The 15,175-nt window shown below is 42.4% G+C and carries 12 protein-coding genes; 7 read left to right on the top strand and 5 right to left on the bottom strand.

Going from position 1 to position 15,175, the window contains the following annotated elements:
- Positions 1 to 12 precede the first annotated feature (12 nt).
- The 3 genes from I5907_RS16320 (at position 13) to I5907_RS21720 (ending at position 5,282) form a co-directional block, all read left to right on the top strand.
- Positions 13 to 381, top strand: a complete 369-nt coding sequence (locus I5907_RS16320; RefSeq protein ID WP_196991869.1) for a BlaI/MecI/CopY family transcriptional regulator — start codon at positions 13 to 15, stop codon at positions 379 to 381.
- 4 nt (positions 382 to 385) lie between these two features.
- Positions 386 to 1,630 (top strand): M56 family metallopeptidase, encoded by a 1,245-nt coding sequence (locus tag I5907_RS16315; RefSeq protein WP_196991868.1) that lies wholly within the window; start codon positions 386 to 388, stop codon positions 1,628 to 1,630.
- Positions 1,631 to 1,880: 250 nt separating this feature from the next.
- Positions 1,881 to 5,282 carry a glycosyltransferase family 117 protein gene (locus I5907_RS21720; protein ID WP_231402138.1) on the top strand — a complete coding sequence of 1,134 codons (3,402 nt, stop codon included), beginning with the start codon at positions 1,881 to 1,883 and terminating at the stop codon, positions 5,280 to 5,282.
- Between the two features lie 359 nt (positions 5,283 to 5,641).
- On the opposite strand, the gene I5907_RS16305 is transcribed toward I5907_RS21720, so the two are convergent.
- The 4 genes from I5907_RS16305 to I5907_RS16290 all read right to left on the bottom strand — a co-directional run bounded on the left by I5907_RS16305 (position 5,642) and on the right by I5907_RS16290 (position 10,382).
- Positions 5,642 to 6,136, bottom strand: coding sequence for a VOC family protein (locus tag I5907_RS16305; RefSeq protein ID WP_231402137.1), 495 nt, complete (start codon positions 6,134 to 6,136; stop codon positions 5,642 to 5,644).
- Between the two features lie 108 nt (positions 6,137 to 6,244).
- The gene (locus tag I5907_RS16300) at positions 6,245 to 9,457 is read right to left on the bottom strand and encodes a reprolysin-like metallopeptidase (protein WP_196991867.1); all 3,213 of its coding nucleotides are present in this window, start codon (positions 9,455 to 9,457) and stop codon (positions 6,245 to 6,247) included.
- Positions 9,458 to 9,601: 144 nt separating this feature from the next.
- Complete coding sequence (locus I5907_RS16295; protein WP_196991866.1) at positions 9,602 to 9,850, bottom strand: hypothetical protein; 249 nt, start codon at positions 9,848 to 9,850, stop codon at positions 9,602 to 9,604.
- A gap of 250 nt (positions 9,851 to 10,100) precedes the next feature.
- Complete coding sequence (locus I5907_RS16290; RefSeq protein ID WP_196991865.1) at positions 10,101 to 10,382, bottom strand: hypothetical protein; 282 nt, start codon at positions 10,380 to 10,382, stop codon at positions 10,101 to 10,103.
- Positions 10,383 to 10,535: 153 nt separating this feature from the next.
- On the opposite strand from I5907_RS16290, the gene I5907_RS16285 reads away from it, so the two are divergent.
- Positions 10,536 to 10,925: a DoxX family protein gene (locus I5907_RS16285; protein ID WP_196991864.1), complete on the top strand. Its 390-nt coding sequence runs from the start codon at positions 10,536 to 10,538 to the stop codon at positions 10,923 to 10,925.
- 7 nt (positions 10,926 to 10,932) lie between these two features.
- Here the strand turns inward: I5907_RS16285 and I5907_RS16280 are convergent, their stop codons facing one another.
- Positions 10,933 to 11,424, bottom strand: coding sequence for a DUF4251 domain-containing protein (locus tag I5907_RS16280; RefSeq protein WP_196991863.1), 492 nt, complete (start codon positions 11,422 to 11,424; stop codon positions 10,933 to 10,935).
- A 506-nt stretch (positions 11,425 to 11,930) separates the two neighbouring features.
- On the opposite strand from I5907_RS16280, the gene I5907_RS16275 reads away from it, so the two are divergent.
- From I5907_RS16275 to I5907_RS16265, 3 genes are all read left to right on the top strand, one after another.
- A complete protein-coding gene (locus I5907_RS16275) occupies positions 11,931 to 12,131 on the top strand; it encodes a hypothetical protein (RefSeq protein WP_196991862.1) in 201 nt (66 codons plus the stop codon).
- A gap of 201 nt (positions 12,132 to 12,332) precedes the next feature.
- A complete protein-coding gene (guaA, locus tag I5907_RS16270) occupies positions 12,333 to 13,871 on the top strand; it encodes a glutamine-hydrolyzing GMP synthase (RefSeq protein ID WP_196991861.1) in 1,539 nt (512 codons plus the stop codon).
- A gap of 53 nt (positions 13,872 to 13,924) precedes the next feature.
- Positions 13,925 to 15,109, top strand: a complete 1,185-nt coding sequence (locus I5907_RS16265) for a type 1 periplasmic-binding domain-containing protein (protein ID WP_196991860.1) — start codon at positions 13,925 to 13,927, stop codon at positions 15,107 to 15,109.
- The last annotated feature ends 66 nt before the right edge of the window (positions 15,110 to 15,175 follow it).

The raw sequence follows: 15,175 nt of genomic DNA, 5'->3' as shown, positions 1-15,175 counted from the left end.
AAAATTCGTAGAATGGAAAAGCTTTCACCGCAGGAAGAAGAGCTGATGCAGGTTATCTGGCAAACAGGAGAGGGCAGCGTTAAAACCTTTTTGCAGGAAATGCCAGAACCAAAGGCACCATACACCACACTGGCTTCAACCGTAAAAAACCTTGAGAAAAAAGGTTTCGTAAGCAGCAGGTTGTTGGGCAATACGTATATCTATGCGGCAGCGGTAACGGAAGAAGCTTATAAGCAAACCTTTATGAGTGGCTTTATTGAAAATTATTTCAACAATTCCTATAAAGAAATGGTCAATTTTTTTGTGCAGCAGAAAAAGCTCAAATCAAAAGACCTGCAGGATATTATAGAAATGATCGAAAACCAAAATAAGAAAAAGTAAACGTATGGCAGTATTCATATCATACCTCCTGAAACTCAGCGCCTGTTATGCGGTAGTTTATCTTTTCTATTATGCCCTGCTTCGGCAGCTTACACGGTACAGGTTTAACCGCTTCTTTTTGTTGTGCGCCTCGTTGCTGGCTTTTGTTATGCCGCTGATAAATATTCAGGCTTTTGTAACTGATGAAACGATCAATACTTCTGTGCTGCTGAGCAATATACCAGCCATGAGCAAAGCAACGCAACTGCTTATACCGGCTGACCGTATAAACAGTTTTGCAGAAGGTGTATTGGTTACATTGTTTTTTACCGGTATGGCAGTATGTGCCGTATATTTTATGCTGCAGTTATTGTCATTTAAAAAACTGGTACGTAACGCGGTGTTATTTGGCAAAACAAAAGACATCAAACTGTATCACATTAACCACGACATTATTCCTTTTTCATTTGGTAACGTGATCTATCTTAATAAAGACAAGCATACGGCAACAGAACTGAAAGAGATATTGCAGCATGAATCTGTACACGTTCAACAAAAACATACGATCGATATTTTATTGTCAGAACTGGTGTGTATGCTAAACTGGTACAACCCTTTTGTATGGCTGATAAAAATGTGTGTGAAACAAAACCTCGAATTTCTGGCAGATGAAGGCGTAGTGAATGCCGGCGCAGAAAAAAAGAATTACCAGTATATGTTGCTGAAGGTGGCTGGTTACTCATTGCCGGTTGTAAGCAGTTTCAACTTTACCGGGCTTAAGAGCCGGATTTATATGATGAACAAAGAGAAAAGCTCTAAAAAGCACCTGCTTAAAATACTGATGATTGTACCATTGTTGGCATTGCTCATGGTGGCATTCAGGGAAGATAGTAACACAGTGTATCATACACCGGAAGAAGTGTATATTTTAAGCCAGGTTAGCTATGCCATACCCGATGCACAGGTGGCGATGATTGTAAAACAGGCAGAAAGCAAAAGCTTTCTGCAAACGGGTAAAACATTTTCCATTGCGCTGATCAAAAACGAACGCGACAGGCTCAAGACGCTGTTGCAGCGCAGTGGTTACAAGACAGTTGATAATAATGCCATCACTTTCCTGATCGATTCAACTTTAAGCAATAATCACTTCTCAGTAGAAGTAAATGTTGACCTGAACAGGCATAAGCTGCAATCGTACAAAACCAATAACGATAATACGCTGGCGTTACAGGCGCCGGCAACAAGCTTACATTCGGTGATAAAGGATTAGCCGACCACACAGGAATCATCATCATCATACACATTGACAGGAACACTTTTTGAAAGATTCGAAAAGGTAATGGCAGCGCTTTGGAACCAGTGTTCAGTAAATGCCATACATGCAACCATGATCACGTAAGCAAACCCGGATCGCTGTCGCTGAACAGCGATATACAGTACAAGAGTGCGACGCAACAACAGTTGCCGGTCCTTGCTATTGCCCGGTACATCATCAATATATTCAATAAACGACCAGTAAAATGAACTTTAGCCCCATCAACAATATTACGGGCTGGGTAATGTGCCTTTTTGCAAGTACGGTTTACATCTTAACAAGTGAACCCGGCGGAAGCTTTTGGGATTGCGGTGAGTTTGTAAGCAGTTGTTTTAAAGTGCAGATACCGCACCCGCCGGGTGCTCCACTGTTTGTACTACTGGGCAGATTATTTGTAATTCTCTTTGGTAACGACCCCATGACTGCAGCAAGAGCGGTAAATATTATGAGTGCAGTGGCAAGCGGGTTTACCATTTTATTCCTGTTTTGGACGATCACTCACTTTGCTGTAAAGATCATGCATCAAAATACTACACAACCGATCACCAGACTGCAGCAATGGTCTGTTATTGCAGCGGGCATTGTAGGCGCACTCGCCGGAACATTTACAGATTCTTTCTGGTACAGTGCGGTAGAAGGTGAAGTGTATGCCATGAGTTCTTTGTTTACCGCTATTGTGTTTTGGGCAGCCCTAAAGTGGGAGCGCAATGCAGATGAGCCGGGCGCAGATAAATGGCTGGTATTTATCTTCCTGATGATCGGGCTTTCTATTGGTGTGCATTTGCTGTGCCTGCTGTGTGTACCCGTAATTGTGGTCGTTTATTACCTGAAAAGAAGGGAAACCTTTAACTACCCTGTACTGAGAAAATACTTCATACGATCTGTAATTGCTGGCACTGCTGTACTTTTTATTGGGGCAATTGCCGGCGGACAATTGCAGGCTGATGCGGCCAGGGGTATTCCTGCTGATAAAACGATGGCAGTTCTTTTGCTGGCAGGTGGTGCGCTGTGTATCGCCTTTTTGTATGTGGCAGAAAAAATATCGAAACAACAGAAAGCATTGTATGGCGGCCTGTATATTTTTTTTATGATTGGTGTAGCCGTTTTTGGATTTATACTCAAGGCCGTTATACAATATTCTATAAAAGGTGCCGGTGCGTTTGATGTGTTTTTTGTAAATGATCTTGGTATGCCGTTCTTCTCCGGCTTTGCATTTTTCTTTTTGCTGGTAGCAGCAGGCTTATGGTGGGCGCTTGGTTTTGCAGCAAAGAAAAATCTTGTGCATGTAAGGCTCTTCCTGTGGTGTATTGCATTTACGTTTGTTGGGTACAGTACATACATCACCACGCTGATACGAAGCAATGCAGATACCTCTATAGATATGTTTAACGTAGATAATCCGCAGGCGCTGGAAGGTTACCTTGGGCGTGAGCAATATGGTGATTTTCCTTTGGTATACGGTCAAACCTTTAATGCACAGCCGGTAGATTATGCCTACGGAAAAATGAAATATTCAAAAGGCGGCACGAAATATTTGCCGGCAGGTAGGAGCGTGGATTATGTATTTATGCCATCAGATAAAATGATTTTTCCGCGTATGTGGGACATGAGTAATGACCAGGGCCATGCAGATTATTACGCATTCTTTGCAGGTATTGGTAAAAGTGGGGACGGCACCTATGAAAGAAGTCCCACTTTCATGGAGAATGTAAGCTTCTTTTTAAGCTACCAGACTTACTTTATGTATATCCGTTATTTCTTCTGGAACTTCAGCGGCAGACAAAACGACATACAGGGTATGTTTATTGGAAACGTAAGAGATGGCAACTGGATTTCGGGCATACCAATAATTGACAATGTTTTGTATGGTGATCAAAGCGCCATGCCTGAAAGTATAGCGCAAAGTAAAGGGCATAACGTTATGTTTATGTTGCCGTTTATACTCGGCATCATCGGCCTGCTGTATCATGTAAAGAAAAACAGTAATAATGCATTGATAAATGTATTGCTGTTTTTGTCTACCGGCCTGGCAGTTGTGATATATATTAACCAGCCAGGCTACCAACCCCGCGAACGTGATTATGCTTATACCGGTTCCTTTTATGCTTTTGCAGTCTGGATAGGCCTGGCCGTATTATACTTTATAGAAATGGCCGTTGCGTGGAACAGCAAACTTTTAAAAGATATCATTGTAAATACATCATTTGTTGCAGGGCTCTTAACTGTGTTTATTCTTATCGCGGGTTACGGCGGCGCTGCAGGTATTACGACAGGCGTGATAGTATTTCTGCTTATTGCCTTTACGGCCTTTGCTGTTCCCTTTGTTTTGAAATTGTTGAAACAGCCAAAACTAATTGTTACCACGGCTTTTGCAGCAAGTTTGCTGGTTCCGCTACTAATGGCGGCCTGTGAATGGGATGATCATGACCGCAGTAAGAAACAACTGGCCAGGGATGTAGCCCGTGACATGCTCGAAAGCTGCGCTCCCAATACAATATTATTCACCGCCGCCGATAATGATACTTATCCTTTGTGGTATGCCCAGGAGGTGGAAGGCGTAAGACCTGATGTAAGAATCGTTATCATGACCTTACTTGGCACAGACTGGCTCATCAATTCCCTGCGACATAAAGTAAACAACAGCGACCCTATAGATGTGATATGGTCGCCGGCACAAACCCAGGGCAATAAAAGAGATTATATTTTTTATCAGCCACAGCCGCAGTTCCCCGATAACCGGTATTATGATCTGTATGATATGATGAAGAACTGGGTTGGCAGCGAAGACCCGGCAAAGATGGTCAGCAGGGGAGACGGTGACCTGTACAATACATACCCGGTAAAAAAATTATCTGTTCCCGTAGATGAAAAAACAGTGCGTACCAATGGTACGGCTAATGAACAGGATAGTGTGTTGAAAGAAATGCGGTTCGAAATTCCGCCAAAGAATGTTTTGCTAAAAAGCGACCTTGCTATACTTAATATTATTGCGGCAAATAAATGGCAACGCCCCATCTATTTTACGATGCCTTTTAATGACCTCGGTTTTCAGCAATACCTCCGCAAAGATGGGATGGCATACAGGCTTGTACCCGTGAATAACCCGGAGATAAATACCGCTAAAACATACGATCTCATTATGGATCCTAAACGTTGGGGTTATGGAAATGCCAACCTTCCCGGTGTTTATCTTGATGAGATCAACAGGTCTCAGTTACTCAACGTACGAAAGGCCGACCTGGAGCTTGCATACGATCTTATTTTTAAAGACAGGTTAGCTGATGCAAAAAAGGTGCTGGAGCACGATGATAAGATGATCAACACCGGTAACCTGCCATACGGAATGGCCTCAAGAAACAATAACCATAACAGCACATCTATTGGGTTTTTGGAGGCTTGTTACCGTGCCGGGGCTACGGCACTTGCAGCAAAGATCCATACAGCCGTAAAAAAAGACCTGGAGCAGCAGCAGGTGTATTACAATGCGCTTGATGAAGTGAAAAGAGATAACCTGCGCTTTGATATCAACACTACCAATAACCTGCTGGAAATACTAAACAAACTCGACCAGCAATATAATCACACAAATGGTAAAGCGTTGCAATAGTCATTGATCATTGTACCTGGTAAGTAAACCACGAAATTCTTTTTCTGCCGGGTTTGTAATCTTTCTGTAGCAAACTTCAGCACTTATGGCATCTCCTGTTGTGTCACTCACTTCAGGGTTCCGTTTTTATGGCAACTGTAGCGATCTGTTGACTTGATAACGAAACAAGGTAAAAATAGTTGCAGTACGCGGCCTCTAATCACTTATTACTACGAACGGTTTGAAAGCTGTGGAAATTATAACAAGCCCGATCTTTGCTGAATAAAGTGCCAGCCGTACAAGTGAGTGACACAACAGGTGGTGAGGAGGATTGTTGCAGCCGGTAACATAACATGCACACAAAATTGTTGAACGGCTACTTATACATTTTCCAATACTGCAATATCAAATTTTTTCATCTTCATAAAGGCCTGCACCACTTTCTGCGATTTTGCCGGATCGCTTAAAAGCTTTGGTAATATTGATGGCACAATCTGCCATGATACCCCGTATTTATCCTGAAGCCACCCGCACATGCTTTCGCGTCCGCCGTCTGCGGTCAGCTTATCCCAGTAGTAATCTATTTCTTCCTGCGTTTCGCAATCTACCACGAATGATATCGCTTCGCTGAATGTAAAATGCGGGCCGCCATTCAGGGCCATAAAGCGTGTGCCGTTTATTTCAAACGTCGTCACCATATTGTTTTTATCCATTATGGCCGATTGCCTGAAAACACTGCAATAAAATGTTGCAGCCTCATGCGCGTTACCATTAAACCAAAGGCATGCATAAATTCGTTTTGTCATGACTGATGTATTGATGATGAATGATAGCAGGCCACTTGCGCCGGCTGGTTCTGTGTTTGAAGTTAGCATGTTTTAAGTAAGTGTGCTATAGTAATACATCAGCGTTACACACCTACAAAAATCAATAAAAAAACGGGTGACAATCGTCACCCGTTCATATTTTGGAAGTGCTGCAGGTTATTGTTTTATAACCTTGTGCGTAAGTATTGTACCGTCTGCAGTAACAACTCTTAGCATATAAACACCCCTGTTAAGCCTGGAAATATCAACGAAAGAGTTCACCTCCGCAGTGCGGTAAGCTGCAACCTGTTTTCCGTTTACGTCGAACAGTTTTATGTCTGATGTTCCTTTGTACCCTGTAAGACTAACATTCACTTTAGAGGAAGCTGGGTTAGGGAATACAGACAACAAAGGCTTGTTAATGGCACTTTGCGCAATTATATCACCTTTTGATGCGGTACCCAGTGCAACCTTCAGCGTGTAACAGTTGTTTGCATTATTGGCATTATTAAAACCATATACCTGTGCATAATAGGTGCCTGCAGCAGCAGTATAATTGATTGTTTCGCTTGTTGTGCTGCCATTTTGTGAAATAGCTACCTGTGTGCCGGCGCTATTACGTAACCTGAGATCATAATCTCTTGGCAAAGTAGTAAGTGTTAATGTTATGGTGCCTGCATTTGTAATAACGAATTTATAGTAATCATTATCACCGCTTGGGCTTATCAGGCCTTTAATATCAGTGTTAAAAGGAATGGTTGGTGCACCGGATGTTGTACCGTTTGTACTTACATCATATATACCGGGGCATGTTGATGTTGCTGCAGTTGTGGTAAACTGTGCTGCTGACGCTGTGCTTGAACCGGAAGCACAGTTTGTTGTTACTCTCCAGTCATACAGGCTCGAAGCACTTAAGCCGGTAAGGCTTGCAGATGTTGCTGTTTGAGCCGTGGAGAAGCTTGTCCACGTAGCTGAGCTATTGAGTTTATAATCTACCGCATAGCTTACTGCCCCGCTTACAGCGCTCCAGCTTACCGTAGCACCTGATGAAGTGATGGCTGAAGATGTGAGACCTGTTGGTGCATTACAGATAGCTGTAGAAGTTGTGGTAAACTGCGCTGCTGCAGGTGCGCCGGTACCGGATGTACAGGTTGCCGTTACACGCCAGTCGTACAACGTGCCTTCTGCAAGACCTGTAATATCTGCTGTTGTTGTAGTTTGTGCAGTTGACAGATTGATCCAGGTTGAAGAGGAAGCTGCCTTGTAATCTACCGCATAACTTGTTGCACCGCTTACTGCGCTCCAGCTTACTGTTGCACCCGAAGTTGTAATTGCCGACGCTGCAAGACCTGTTGCTGTGCCGCAGGCAGCGCCCGCTGTGATGGTAAAGTTTGCATTTGAAATATCAAAGAAGATATTGCCAACGGCTTCTATTTTTATTCTTGCTGTGCCTGTAGGCGTATTTGGAATGGTTACAGCCTGCGAGCCATCATTTGGTGTGCTCGCAATCAACACTGTTGGAAATGTTAGTCCACCATCTGTGCTTAATGATATTTTTACGTTGGCACAACTAACCGGCGTTGCGGTAGTATTGGCAACGTTCCATGTAATTGTTTGCGAAGAATTGCCCGCCCAGCTTACTGCGGTATTTGGTGCCGTTACTGTAAATGGTCCTGAAGTATTGCTTACGGTAACAACCATATCTGTAAACTGTGTTTGGCCAACACTGACTGGTGCAGTGGAACTGTAGGGTGCATTATCTCTTACAGTTAAACGGAAATTCAAAGTCCTTGAAACAGAACTGAGTGCCTCGATCAATACGCCGGCATCACCACCTGCAATTGGTCCTGTAGTAGTACCGCCGGCCAGTATGGTATTGAGATTTGGAAAATATCTTACGGGAGATGTGCTTGCAGGATAAGTGATCCAGTTGGGGCCGGTAGCTTTTGTTGCACTCGCACGGCTGCTGTTACCGGTTTGTGCAGTAGATGCGTTGTCGTTTTGCTCCCAGCAGTAGGTAAGTATATCGCCGGCATCTGCGTCTGTTGCAGAACCTGTTAATGCGAACGGTGTACTGATTGGGATAGTATAATTGCTAACCGGATTCACAACAGGAGTGGAGTTAACAATCGTGCTGGTAACCGGGCAGGTCTTTGTATTAATGTTCGCTTGAATTTGCGCAATAGATGCCTGGTGGTAAATATCGATCGAGTGTGGAGCAACATCCTGCGTAGTGATACCCGCATAACCCATGATTGTTATGCCGGAACCAACTTCCTTGTTTACGCCGGTGCCCTCATTGCTGTGTGAGAAAGTATGGTTTCCACCTAGCTGGTGACCAACCTCATGCACAACATAATCTATATCGAAATTATCTCCGGTAGGAATACCATCATTGGGAGATGTGAAACCTTTTCCTTTTGAACCGTTTGTACATACACAACCTATACAGCCTGCATTTCCACCACCGCCGGTAGCACCAAATAGGTGACCGATATCGTAGTTGGCCTCACCAATTACAGCAGTAAGTGTGTTTTGAAGTTCATTGTTCCATGCACCGCCGGCACCTGTAGAAGCTGCAGAGTACGGATCGGTAGATGCATTGTAATAGATAACACTGGTTGTATTTGCAATGAGATTAAGGTGTAATGCAAGATCTTTTTCATACACACCATTGCAACGGGTTAAGGTGTTGTTGATGGCCGCAAGTACCAACCCTACCTGTGCAGAACTTGTTGCACCGAAGTAATTGGAATACTCTGCTGTTACAGACTGTGCAAGCCGTAACGTTTTAAGGTTTGCGCCAGATCTTGCGGTAACGCCGCTGCCGCCAACCTGGTTGCCTATGTTTTCTGTAAGTTTCACATCTTCAGTAGAGCATGTCCAGGGAAGTTTGCCCGGTGTGCGTTGAGATTTGAAAACTGCGTAGGTCTTTCTATCCTGGGAGTAGGCTTCAATAAATTCGTTTTCAGTAGCTGTTCTGAATACCATTGTTTGTATACCCTGCGGAGATATACTGAGCTTTACAGTAGCGCCTTTGTCGCTAAGACTTCTTCCTGAGAAAGCACGTATTTCAGGAAAGTTTGCCTGAAGCTTTTTGTCGAAGTTGGAAGCTTCGACCATTTCGAAGTTTTCCAGTTCGCCTTTTGCATTTGGCAGTGTAATCACAACCCTGTGGCCGGATGCATTACCGGCAACAGAAAACAAATCGCTTTTAAGCGGACTGATGTTCAGATCGAATAACTTAAAGGTTGTTGGAAATGACTGACGCGCTACTTCTTTAGTCGTTTGGATTTTGGCTGAGCCTGCATGTGATGACCAGTAGCTTTTTTGAGCCATCACCATCGTGCAGGACACGAAGGAGATACAAGAGAGTAAAAACCTCTTCATAAGAAATTGTTTTGGTGAATAAAGACGAAATGTAGAGACATTTATCTGAAAAAACCAAACAACCGATAGTTTTGAATATCCGAAAAAGGCTAATTTGTTAAAAAAAAGCCAACGTCAAAAAGGCCATCGTTCATTATTAAGCAATTAACAGTTTTCATCCAGCTCTTCCTTGCCGTTTCTTTTACAGTTCCAGTCATCATAAAAGCGGTCATCCCATGTGTTTACGGATGGTTTACCATATTTGAGAATTACATAAGCTGTTGTAATGACCACCAGTGGTGAACATGCAAACATAAACCAGATAACCTGTTCACTGATATTAATGTGCGGGGCTATGTTAAAGATTACTGCAAAAAGGGTTGCAAGTGTGACTACTACAGGTACCTTCTTCATAACTTTTCGATGATGTGTGAATAATAACCTACTATGGCAAGTTTGCTGCCAATCGTATTTTACTATTCAACAACAGGACTGTGGTATTGTTGCGTAGAGAACAAAGTGTACAAGTGAGTGACACAACCAAAGCTGAATAGTTGCAATAAAGCTGGTTACCAAAATTTTCCTCTGATATATTGATCACACGCGGTGATACCTGCCTGTAGAAATTTTTACCGGTTCTTTCGGCATTCGTGCTGCATGAAAACTACCTGTAAAGCCGTTTGTCTATAGCTGCACCTATTGCCGCTACGAGCGGGGATGTAACAGAGGAAGATGCATGTACCCATACAAAACCGTTTTGTGAAGGCTGTTTCTCAATTGCAAAATCGCTGATTACTGAAGCAATTGCTTTGTGCATGCAGGGTTGAAGCGTGAGTACATGGAATTGCTGATGATTTGTTCCAGGCCGTATGAGCGCTGACAATTCGCAATCGTTCTGCGCAATGTGTATCGAAAATTTCACCTGGAAGATCGTTGGATTATTCATGGATATTTATTGGGTTATAAGTCTTTTGTAAAACGATTGAGTATTGTAAAAATTGTAGTTTGTATTTTACCGGCAATCAAAATAATTACACCTGCTTTATCTTATCTGAACGTTTATTGCTATTTTGTTAGCCCTTCCTAATAATGACTTGATATGACAACAAAAACTACCGGCATATTGTACTGGGTATTTACCATCATTTTTGCTTTGTTGATGATCTTTTCGTCTGTTGATGGATTGGGACCATCGGAACAGGCTTTGCAGATTATCCATGAAGTAATGGGTTATCCTGTTTACTTCATACAGTTTATCAGTGTTGCAAAAATTCTCGGCTGCCTCGTGATTCTTATACCCGGAATTCCGAAAACCTTGAAAGAATGGGCTTATGCCGGTTTGTTCTTCGACCTTGCAGGCGCTATTTATTCAGGCGTGGCAAGTGCCGGTGCATTCGATCCAAGAATGTTGATGATGTTGTTGTGGATTGTGCCGGGCATACTTTCTTACTACTATTGGCATAAAAAAAGCGATGGCAGCCGAGTATAATGACAAGTTACTTTGTTTGCAAAGCTTCAATCTTTCCCCTGTAAGAAATCGGCTGCCTGTTCATGGAACTTATACGCAGATCAGCCGTTCCATCAGGATAAACAATGAGGTATATTTCCTGTATATCCTGTATGTCTTTGGGTTTTATGGTAACCTGCTCCCTGGACTTTGTTAACTCCTGCGAACTGTAAGCAAAATCTAACGAAGAAAATTTCATACCCACATCACTGGTTCCGATGGGTGCTGTATTCGATTTGCCGAAGTATGGCAAATCCGCAATTACAGACGCTGCGCTTACTTTAAGCGTATAATTATTGCCGGCCACATTTCTTTCCCTGCCCGTCATAGGCTGCACTGTTGTAGCGGTAAACTGGTATGTTTTCTTCCATAACAATTTAGCAGTTGCAGACATTTCGGTAGTGTCAACCGTTTGCTGGGCATAATCACTAACAGGAATTAGTAACAATATAAAAAAGCAATAAAACAAATACGATCTCATATAATACATTTTTAATTTTGCAGTGTTCCCGCAAGTTAAAAATAAAGAATGGGTGTTAGTTTGATTATGGCACATTTAACCTCGCTTTATTGTTAGCCGCTATATGTTTTTTTGGGTCTGCAGTATAACAATTATCAGCTGCTGTTGCGTCGCACACTTGTGCAGTAGCACTTTATGCAACATCTCCGGGGTCGTACTACGCACCCGCATCGATCTTCTCCCGGCCGCGGTTTGATTTATTTAATCGGGAAAATAATGCAGTCTTTACAAGGCTGATACACTCACCAAATACCATTTTGCGCGGTTAAAATCTTAAGCATCATTTATACTGTCTACATGATTATGTACTTGCAAACCAAAAACATTTAAAATATATTTGTGGCAAATCCGTATTTATCGAGTCTCCACATACAATGAAAACACGCTGCGAAGACTTACATTAAATACTCTTGAAAACAAAATTTAGTCTGAACCTGGAAAATCCTCAAACTTAAAAATCTTACACTATGGAAGTCTCTGTTTCATTTAATGGTATGCAGTATGCAATCGCACCCGGCGACGATGGCTGGTTATATGTAACCGGCGCCGACATCTTCAGGTTTACCCGTGACGATAAGTATTTCTGGCATTTCAGCAAACAAATCGACAACGATCTGCAGGTTGTTCTTAAACTTAAAGCCTTTGTTACAGGATTGTATAAACACTGATCCAATTATTATATTCATGCAAAGCAGCAGTACAACCTGCTGCTTTGTTGTTTCAGAAGGTTATGGTGTGCACAAATAATCTTACTTCGCTGCTGCCCTCCATTACAAACATACAATCTTGAGATTTAGAGGCCTTTCTTTTACCTTCGCAGCAAATTTCCAGGAAAGCATAGAACGTGATTTCCGCTACAACACTTCAATATGACAGAAAAGATTCTTATTCTCGATTTTGGCAGCCAGTATACCCAGTTGATTGCACGTGCAGTAAGAGAAGCAAATGTTTATTGTGAAATAATTCCATACCACAAAAAGTTTGAAGCAGACGAATCATTAAAAGGTATCATTCTGAGTGGTTCACCATTTAGTGTAAATGAAGAAAATGCACCAATGGTTGATGTTGCCACATTTATACAGAATCAACCTGTTCTGGGTGTTTGTTATGGAGCGCAGCTTACTGCAAAAAGTTTCGGGGGAAGGGTAGATAAGTCGAATAAAAGAGAATATGGTCGAGCAAAACTGCTGAAAAAGAAAGAAGACGTTTTACTGGAGCAGGTTACAGATCACTCCCAGGTTTGGATGAGCCATAGCGATTCCATCACCGAATTACCAGAAGGGTTTGAACTGCTGGCAACTACTGACAGTATCCCGGTTGCGGCGTTCCGCAAAGAAGACAGCAACGGCGTTAAACCATTGTATGGTTTACAGTTTCACCCGGAAGTATATCATTCTACCGAAGGCAAAAAAATTATCCATAATTTTTTGGTAAACATCTGCGGTTGCAGCCAGAACTGGACGCCGGCTTCGTTTGTGCAGGAAACTGTAGATGCGCTCAAAAAACAAATTGGAGATGCGCACGTTATCATGGCGCTTAGCGGAGGGGTAGATAGCACAGTTGCTGCAACCCTTATCAGTACAGCAATCGGTAACAGGCTGCATGGCATCTTTGTAAACAATGGCGTGCTAAGAAAAGAGGAATTCTCAAAAGTTTTGGACACATATAAACAATTGGATTTGAATGTGAAAGGAGTGGATGCCTCAAATTTATTTTACAATGCACTTGCAGGTAAAACCGATCCCGAGGCTAAACGAAAGGTGATTGGAAAATTGTTTATTGACGTTTTCCAGGAGGAATCTCAAAAGCTTAACGATATACGTTTCCTGGGTCAGGGGACAATATATCCCGACGTTATTGAGAGCGTAAGTGTGCACGGGCCTTCAGTAACTATTAAATCGCACCATAATGTCGGTGGATTACCAGATACAATGCACCTCAGTCTTGTAGAGCCGTTGCGTTACTTATTTAAAGATGAAGTAAGAAAGGTGGGATTGGAACTCGGTATTCCTGCTGATATGATCAATCGTCATCCATTTCCCGGACCGGGGTTGGCAATCAGGATATTAGGAGAAGTAACTGAAGAAAAAGCTAAGTTGTTGCAGGAGGCTGATGACATTTACATTAAAGCGCTGAAGTCTCATGACCTGTATAATAAAGTATGGCAGGCCGGGGCTATTTTATTGCCGGTTAAAAGTGTAGGGGTAATGGGTGATGAAAGAACATATGAATATACTGTTGCCCTGCGTGCAGTTACGTCTGTCGACGGCATGACGGCAGACTGGGCTCATCTGCCTTATGAATTCCTGGCCCATGTATCAAACGAGATTATCAATAATGTCAGAGGTATAAACAGGGTAGTGTACGATATCAGCAGTAAGCCACCGGCTACCATAGAATGGGAGTAGACAAAAATATGTGGCAGTATTCTTGCCTGCCGAAAACGCAAAATCGGTTCTTCATGAAAGCATGCTTATCCGCCGTATGTAAAATATTCCTGCTTTTTGGTGTTATGCTCATACACTTAAGAGGTTCTTCCCAGTCTCTTATCGGCGTGCCGAGGGTAGCTATACTGGCGCCTTTATATATAGATTCTGCATTTGATAATACAACCTATAAGCTTGGTTCTACCAGTATGCCGCGCTATATTTTACCCGGTCTCGAGTTCTATAATGGCGCAATGCTGGCGATTGATTCTATTAAGAAAAGCGGGAGGTCACTGGATGTATGGGTTTTTGATACCAAAAAGAAAAACCTGACAGTTGATGCGCTGGCTAAAGAAATGGAATCTTTGCAGTTTTCTCTGGTAATAGCGGCTTTTTCAAATCTCACCGAACAAAAAAGATTTGCCGAATTTGCCTTCAGCAACAACGTGCCACTAGTATCAGCCACTTATCCTAACGACGCATATGTCTCTGGAAATCCGTTTTTTATAATGCTTAATTCTACTTTAAAAACTCATATCGAAGGTATTTATAAACAGGTTCAGCGTATGTACCCGGTGGGAAAGTTCCTGCTGGTAACGCGCAAAGGAAATATGGAAGAACGTATACTGGATATGTTTGCTGATGCCGGGAAAAAGACATACCCTATAAAATATAAAACAGTCGAATTGCCTGATAACTTTACCGAAGATCAGCTCTTGCCTTTACTAGATAGTAATGATCAAAACATCGTCATATGCGGTAGTCTTGATGAAAACTTCAGCACAAATCTCATCAAAACCCTTGATCGTTCAGCAACTTTCCCGGTTACTCTTGTGGGTTCACCAACATGGGATGGTTTGAGAGCTGTGGTAAGAACCGGGAATGCAAACTTGTCTATACTTTACTCTACTCCGTTCAACTACATAAGAACCGATAAAACCATTGCCGGCATCGCTGCAAAATATCGTCAAAAGCTCAATGCAAGACCAGGGGATATGGCCCTGAAAGGTTACGAGAGTATGTTTTATTTCAGCAATCTTTTGCTACAATACAATAAAGACTTTCTCAATAACCTGTCAGATCCAAAATATCGGATTGCCAATGCATATAACCTGCAACCGGTGAAATTGCAAACCTCTGCCCAGATACCGGATTACATTGAAAACAAAAAGCTTTACTTTATAACCCGTTCTTTGGGAAAGATTACTGCTGTTAATTAATAAGAACAGGAATTTGCATTCATCTGGTTCTTACCTAAACGTTTAATATTGATCAATATATCACGT

Source organism: Panacibacter microcysteis (genome assembly GCF_015831355.1).
In the GTDB taxonomy this organism is placed as follows: domain Bacteria; phylum Bacteroidota; class Bacteroidia; order Chitinophagales; family Chitinophagaceae; genus Panacibacter; species Panacibacter microcysteis.
Note: the sequence above shows the minus strand (reverse complement) of the source record. Positions and strands in the feature narration are given on the sequence as shown.

Bases quoted from the DNA above. Each gene is read 5' to 3' on its own strand.
- I5907_RS16320 (WP_196991869.1), top strand. From the start codon at position 13: ATGGAAAAGCTTTCACCGCAGGAAGAAGAGCTGATGCAGGTTATCTGG.
- I5907_RS16315 (WP_196991868.1), top strand. From the start codon at position 386: ATGGCAGTATTCATATCATACCTCCTGAAACTCAGCGCCTGTTATGCG.
- I5907_RS21720 (WP_231402138.1), top strand. From the start codon at position 1,881: ATGAACTTTAGCCCCATCAACAATATTACGGGCTGGGTAATGTGCCTT.
- I5907_RS16305 (WP_231402137.1), bottom strand. From the start codon at position 6,136: ATGCTAACTTCAAACACAGAACCAGCCGGCGCAAGTGGCCTGCTATCA.
- I5907_RS16300 (WP_196991867.1), bottom strand. From the start codon at position 9,457: ATGAAGAGGTTTTTACTCTCTTGTATCTCCTTCGTGTCCTGCACGATG.
- I5907_RS16295 (WP_196991866.1), bottom strand. From the start codon at position 9,850: ATGAAGAAGGTACCTGTAGTAGTCACACTTGCAACCCTTTTTGCAGTA.
- I5907_RS16290 (WP_196991865.1), bottom strand. From the start codon at position 10,382: ATGAATAATCCAACGATCTTCCAGGTGAAATTTTCGATACACATTGCG.
- I5907_RS16285 (WP_196991864.1), top strand. From the start codon at position 10,536: ATGACAACAAAAACTACCGGCATATTGTACTGGGTATTTACCATCATT.
- I5907_RS16280 (WP_196991863.1), bottom strand. From the start codon at position 11,424: ATGAGATCGTATTTGTTTTATTGCTTTTTTATATTGTTACTAATTCCT.
- I5907_RS16275 (WP_196991862.1), top strand. From the start codon at position 11,931: ATGGAAGTCTCTGTTTCATTTAATGGTATGCAGTATGCAATCGCACCC.
- guaA (WP_196991861.1), top strand. From the start codon at position 12,333: ATGACAGAAAAGATTCTTATTCTCGATTTTGGCAGCCAGTATACCCAG.
- I5907_RS16265 (WP_196991860.1), top strand. From the start codon at position 13,925: ATGAAAGCATGCTTATCCGCCGTATGTAAAATATTCCTGCTTTTTGGT.